This is a genomic window from Pseudoalteromonas sp. (genome assembly GCF_041613455.1).
Taxonomy (GTDB): domain Bacteria; phylum Pseudomonadota; class Gammaproteobacteria; order Enterobacterales; family Alteromonadaceae; genus Pseudoalteromonas.
The window spans coordinates 1-6,004 of record NZ_JBFJHD010000184.1 but is presented as its reverse complement, the minus strand read 5'-3'; the positions used below and the strand labels follow the sequence as shown (position 1 = coordinate 6,004).

Sequence of the window (6,004 nt, the reverse complement as noted above, 5' to 3'; positions counted from 1 at the left end):
AGTTCAGTTGGTTAGAATACCGGCCTGTCACGCCGGGGGTCGCGGGTTCGAGTCCCGTCCACTCCGCCACTTGATATCGTAACAAAATTAGTAAGTGCATTACCCCATGCACATGCCACTGCGGAGTGGTAGTTCAGTTGGTTAGAATACCGGCCTGTCACGCCGGGGGTCGCGGGTTCGAGTCCCGTCCACTCCGCCACTTGTTATTTCCTCAATAGCAAGAAATAAACAATTTCCTTATTAATTAATCCAAACATAATCTTTTATCAGCTATCAGCTATCAGCTATCAGCTATCTGATCGACTCTTTTATACTAACCTGCTAATATTCCTTGTTATTCTTCACTATTCAGCTTCATATATCTGCATGAATTACCAAGAATCTAGTCTCACTTTAAAAAAGGAAGCCCAAAGATGAGTACATTAGGTCAACAACTAAAGCAGCTTAGAAATAATAAAAAATTGAGCCAACCTGAATTTGCCCAGCAAGTGGGTATAGAACAAAGTTATTTATCAAAACTTGAGAATGATAAATCAATTCCTTCGAATGAAATTTTCAGATCTTTGCTTTTGGCATTAGATCTTTCAATTGACGAGTTTATGAAGCCCCTCGTTTTCAGCCACGACAAAACAAGGCTCATGCAAATACCCGATGTAGAATTGTGGTTTAAAAGTAAAGCTGTAAATAGCTCAGCCGCACAGCGAAAAATTATATACCTCGCTATGTTTTTGATTGCTTTTGGCTGTGCATTATTTTATGCAGGACATAAAAATTATGTGTTTAATGAGCGATTTTACGAATACAAATCACTAGGTGTGATAAAAACAAATGAACCTCTAAATATTTTTACTCATTGGAGTAATTTTATTATTGAGTCAAACCGCGAGAAAAGAGAGGAAAAAAATCGGGAAATACTAGCCAGAAGGGTACCAAGCTTTAAGCTAATGGATGAGTATACCGGTGAATCATTTGTTGAAGAAGTCGAAGGAGGTAAACGACTTTATAATGCAAATGAACTCTCGCGGACCATACCACATGCAGGCAATAGTTGGTTTGAGTTTTTAGGTATTTTGGCTGCTGTATTTGGTCTGGCGCTAGCTTTACTGGAACCTAGATTAACCAAACAATAAAAAGAGCCAGCGTACAAAAACGTAGCAGGCTTTAATATAAATTGGCTTACAATTACCCTTGTGGGCCAAGTGACCCTTTTAAGTAAGTATCTAAAAAGTTTAAATACGCGTTTGATGCACTGATGCGGTTTACTTTTTTAGTAAAGCCATGACCTTCATCGTCAAACAGTACATATTCTACTGGCACGCCATTGGCTTTCACCGCAGCCACGAGCTCATCGCTTTCTACTTGTAATACTCGAGGATCGTTCGCGCCCTGAATAACCATCAGTGGCTTAGTAATATTGTGGGCGTGGAATAGCGGTGAGATTGCACGATGACGCTCAGCATCGGTGGCCGGATCGCCCATTTCGTCGTACAGCGACTTTTTAAAGCTCTCCCACCATGGTGGAATTGAGTTAAGGGTGCCTACCCAATTAGTTACACAAAAAATATTATTACCCACCTTGAATTCTTCAGGCTCAAAGGCAAGGGCGGCGGCTGTCATAAAGCCACCGTAGCTGCCCCCCATAATGCTTATTTTATCTGCATCAACCCAGTCGAGTGTTTGTAAGTGGTTTTTGCCGTAAACAATGTCTTGTAAGTCATCGCTACCATGCTTTTTATCATCTAAGTGGAAAAATGTTTTTCCATAGCCAGAACTCCCCCGATTATTTACCGCAAACACAGCGTAGCCATGATTAACTAAATGTTGCAGCATGGCATTATAGCCAGTGCGACTTTGGCCACCTGGGCCACCGTGAACCCATATTAACGCAGGGACTTTATTGATGCTGCTAGCTTGTTTTGGTTTGTATAACACTCCTGGTATTTCTAAACCATCAAAACTTTTAAAGCGCACGATAGTGCTGGCCACTAAATCGCTTTGATTGATCTCTGTATTTAAGGTGCTGGTAAGTTGTTTGGCGTTATTACTACCCACTTGCCATACAAATAAGTTACTGGGTGAGGTATCAGAGTTTAAATAAAATGACATCATTTGTTCATCGGCAGAGAAGTTTACCGAGCGTAAATTACCCGCAGGAAGTGTAGGCATCGCAATGTCTTTGCCGCTTTGTGTGTCTGTTACCGTAACTTTCGTGCTGGCATCAGCATTTACAGCGCTTACTTGGTAACGGCCTGATTGAGAAAAATAGATGAAACTCACATCCCACTCGTCTTTTAATGCGGGGCTATGTTCAGCTGTGGCTATCTCATAGCGCCATACTTGCGAAAATTCGCCCTTAGCGTCTGTAGAGTAGTATAAATATTTGCTGTCGGTAGAGAAGGTTTCAGGGGTGTATTGTGCGGGTGTGTCATGTTGCGTAATTAATTGCGGCTGTTGCGTTTTTGCATCGGTATCCACTATGAAGGTGTCGCTGTCTTTATTGCTATTGTTTTTTGATAGGGCAATATAGCGGCCATCGGGGCTGATCGCCCCGACATTTAAGCCCTGGGTATTTTTATACACTAAGGTTTTTTATAGCTTGTGCTATCAACCCGGTATAAATCCATGAATTTAGCATCACGCTGATTACTGGTAATAAAAAATGGCTGCCATCGGAAGTAACAGCGCTAAAATAAGCGTGGGTTTGCTCACCAGCTGTTAAATCTTTTATTGTGCCATCCACTTCGCGCACATAAACATGGTAGCGTTCGTTGCCGCCAGAATCTTTGCTAAATAACAGAGCGCTTAACTTTTACAAATAAAAAAGCCAGCATAAAATATGCTGGCTTTTACCATGTTAAATGAGTGGTTTAGAGCAAATTAAGCGGCAGTGCTTTTTTTGGCTTTCGCTTTTGCTTTACTATTACGTGCTGCTTTACCGGCCAGTAAATCGGCAGGATCAAAGTCGTCTACGTTAATAACATCTAAACGTGCCTGTTCAACTGCCGCGAGTTTATCGGCTTCTGCTTGGCTTAAAATACCTGCCTCTAAGCCCATTTTCGCTACTTTATCAAGTTGGAAGAACGGCAGCTTTTGACCTGTTTCTTTACAAACACGGTCAAATAATGGCTCAACTTCAAGCACATCCTTCAGCGTTTGCTCTTGACGACCGACTAAGTTAAGTGGCTCATTGGTTAAGTAAACATAGCTTGCTAAACGATTACGCGTTTCGCTAGGTACTTGCAGTATTTGCGCTAGTTTATGCTCAAGTTTGTCAGTAGGTTTACGCACCGGACGGCCAAACGGGAATAACAAGACCTTTAATACGCCACGCAGTGGTGCTGACGGCATGTTATTAATTAAATCGGCAAGTGCACGTTGACAGTGATAAAGGTGATCTTGACAGCTCCACTGAACCAGTGGGAAGTCTTCTTTTTTACGCCCTTCATCATTATAACGTTTCAGTGTTGCAGACACTAAGTAAAGGTAGCTTAGTAAGTCACCTAAACGCGCAGAAATACGTTCTTTACGTTTTAGTGAGCCACCAAATACCGCCATGCTAATGTCAGACATTAATGCCAATGAGGCACTAAAGCGTGAGGCGATACGGTAAAACTCAGCCGTTTCGTCTTTGTACGGTACACTAGTAAAGCGTGCGCCAGTTAGCGCCAGCCACTTAGTACGTACCAAGTTAGACAGGGTAAAGCCAATGTGACCGGTAAGTGCTTTATCAAATACGTTTAACGCTTCTTCACGGTCTTCAATTTCACACGCACCTAATTCGGTAAGTACAAAAGGATGACAGCGAATAGCACCTTGACCATAAATGATCATATTACGGGTCAAGATGTTGGCACCTTCAACGGTAATGGCAATAGGTGCTCCCTGATAGCCTCGGCCTAAGTAGTTATTTGGCCCAAGCATGATACCTTTACCACCAAGTACATCCATAGCGTGCAGGGTTGAGTCGCGCATTTGTTCGGTGAGATGGTATTTAATAATCGCCGACACCACCGAAGGCTTTTCGCCTAAATCAACCGCACCGGTCGACATACTTACTGCCGCATCTGAGCTGTAGGCGTAACCAGCAAGCTTAGCGAGTGACTCTTCTACGCCTTCCATTTTACCAATAGGTAAACGGAACTGGCGGCGAATACGACTGTATGCACCGGTTGCAGTGGCAATCATTTTAATGCCACCGGCTGAGTTTGACGGCAAGGTAATTGCGCGGCCCACCGATAAACACTCAACCAGCATGCGCCAGCCTTGACCTGCCATATCAGGTCCACCAATAATGTAATCAAGCGGGACGAAAATATCTTTACCCTGCGTAGGGCCATTTTGAAACGGTACATTAAGCGGGAAATGGCGACGGCCAATTTCAACCCCAGGGGTATCTGTTGGAATAAGTGCACAGGTGATACCAGGCTCTTTGTTGTCACTTAGCAAGCCATCGGGATCTTGTAGTTTAAAGGCAAGGCCGAGCACAGTCGCCACCGGCGCAAGAGTAATATAACGCTTGTTCCAGGTAAGGCTAATACCCAGCACTTCTTCACCATTCCACTGGCCTTTACATACCACACCGTAATCTGGAATTGAGCTGGCATCAGAGCCTGCTTCTGGTGAGGTTAATGCAAAACAAGGGATTTCTTGGCCACTGGCAAGACGAGGTAAGTAATGATCTTTTTGCTCTTTGGTACCATAGTGCTGTAATAATTCACCGGGGCCCAAAGAGTTAGGTACACCCACAATTGACGACAGTAAGGTTGATTTACTGGTTAGTTTTTGCAGTACACACGATTGGGCAAATGCCGAAAATTGTAACCCGCCGTATTCTTTTTTAATGATCATGGCAAAGAATTTATTATCTTTTAGGTATTGCCATACATCTTGTGGAAGATCCGTGAGTTCATGCGTGGCTTCCCAATCATCCAGCATGCTACACACAACTTCAACAGGGCCATCAATAAAGGCTTGCTCTTCAATGGTAAGTTTAGGTTGCGGGTATTGGTGCAGTTTATTCCAATCAGGATTACCACAAAATAAGTCTGCCTCCCACCAAGTAGTGCCTGCATCGATGGCTGACTTTTCGGTATCAGACATGCTCGGCGTTATTTTTTTAAAGGTCGTAAAAATAGGCTTGATAATATATTGCTGGCGAATACCAGTGACAGCAAGAGGCACTGCGATGATTAAAAAAATCACCCAGCTAATTAAACCAAAGGCACCGGCAAAAGTACCAATTAATAATGTTGCGGCAGAAACACCAAGTACCGTGTTCCAACTCGCTCTGTGGTAAATCGCTGCACTAAGCAGTGCGATTAAACCGAGTGTAAATATGAGTGTCATTGCTAATTCCTTAATAGAGGTCAGACCACCTTGGTTAGAGTAGCGCTAGTTAAGCTAACTTTCAAGTACCTTACAGAGTTAAAGTATAGTTAAAATGTACTTATTAAGTGGCTTGTTTGCGCTAATTTAGCCGTAACACGCGCCAGTGTTGTGGATTGAAATTTAATCAGCGTGCTGTTACGCACAAAAATAAATTAAATCGGCTAGTAAAATATCATTTTTTAAGTAAATATGAGTGTTATTGGCAGCGCGCATTGAGTGTACGCTGAATACAAAAATATAACGCTATTTATTTTAATGTACGGTTTTTTAAGGTTATTTTATTAATGTGTGAATTACTTGGCATGTCAGCCAACGTACCGACCGATATTTGTTTTAGTTTTTCTGGATTGTTAGAGCGCGGTGGTAATACGGGGCCGCATAAAGATGGTTGGGGTATTACCTTTTATGAAGGCAAAGGCTGTAGAACCTTTAAAGATCCTGAACCAAGTTATCAATCGGAAATTGCCAAGTTTGTTAAAGCGTACCCTATCAAAAGCGTGTCGGTGATCAGCCATATTCGCCAAGGTAATCGCGGCCGAGTATGCCTTGAAAATACTCACCCGTTTACTCGTGAGTTGTGGGGGCGCGAAATCACCTATGCGCACAATGGTCAATT

3 protein-coding genes, 1 tRNA gene and 1 pseudogene are annotated in these 6,004 nt (G+C 42.8%); 3 read left to right on the top strand and 2 right to left on the bottom strand.

Features of this window, described 5'->3' with window-relative positions:
* Nucleotides 1-122: 122 nt before the first annotated feature.
* Nucleotides 123-199 (top strand) — tRNA-Asp (locus tag ABYB02_RS13625).
* A 214-nt stretch (nucleotides 200-413) separates the two neighbouring features.
* Nucleotides 414-1,130, top strand: a complete 717-nt coding sequence (locus ABYB02_RS13620; RefSeq protein WP_372762973.1) for a helix-turn-helix domain-containing protein — start codon at nucleotides 414-416, stop codon at nucleotides 1,128-1,130.
* Nucleotides 1,131-1,182: 52 nt separating this feature from the next.
* Here the strand turns inward: ABYB02_RS13620 and ABYB02_RS13615 are convergent.
* Nucleotides 1,183-2,797, bottom strand: a pseudogene (locus tag ABYB02_RS13615) (alpha/beta fold hydrolase); the annotation flags it as partial.
* 80 nt (nucleotides 2,798-2,877) lie between these two features.
* Complete coding sequence (fadE, locus tag ABYB02_RS13610) at nucleotides 2,878-5,346, bottom strand: acyl-CoA dehydrogenase FadE (protein WP_372762972.1); 2,469 nt, start codon at nucleotides 5,344-5,346, stop codon at nucleotides 2,878-2,880.
* A 326-nt stretch (nucleotides 5,347-5,672) separates the two neighbouring features.
* Here fadE and ABYB02_RS13605 point away from each other — a divergent pair.
* The coding region (locus ABYB02_RS13605) for a class II glutamine amidotransferase (protein ID WP_372762971.1) at nucleotides 5,673-6,004 on the top strand (332 nt) is incomplete at its 3' end.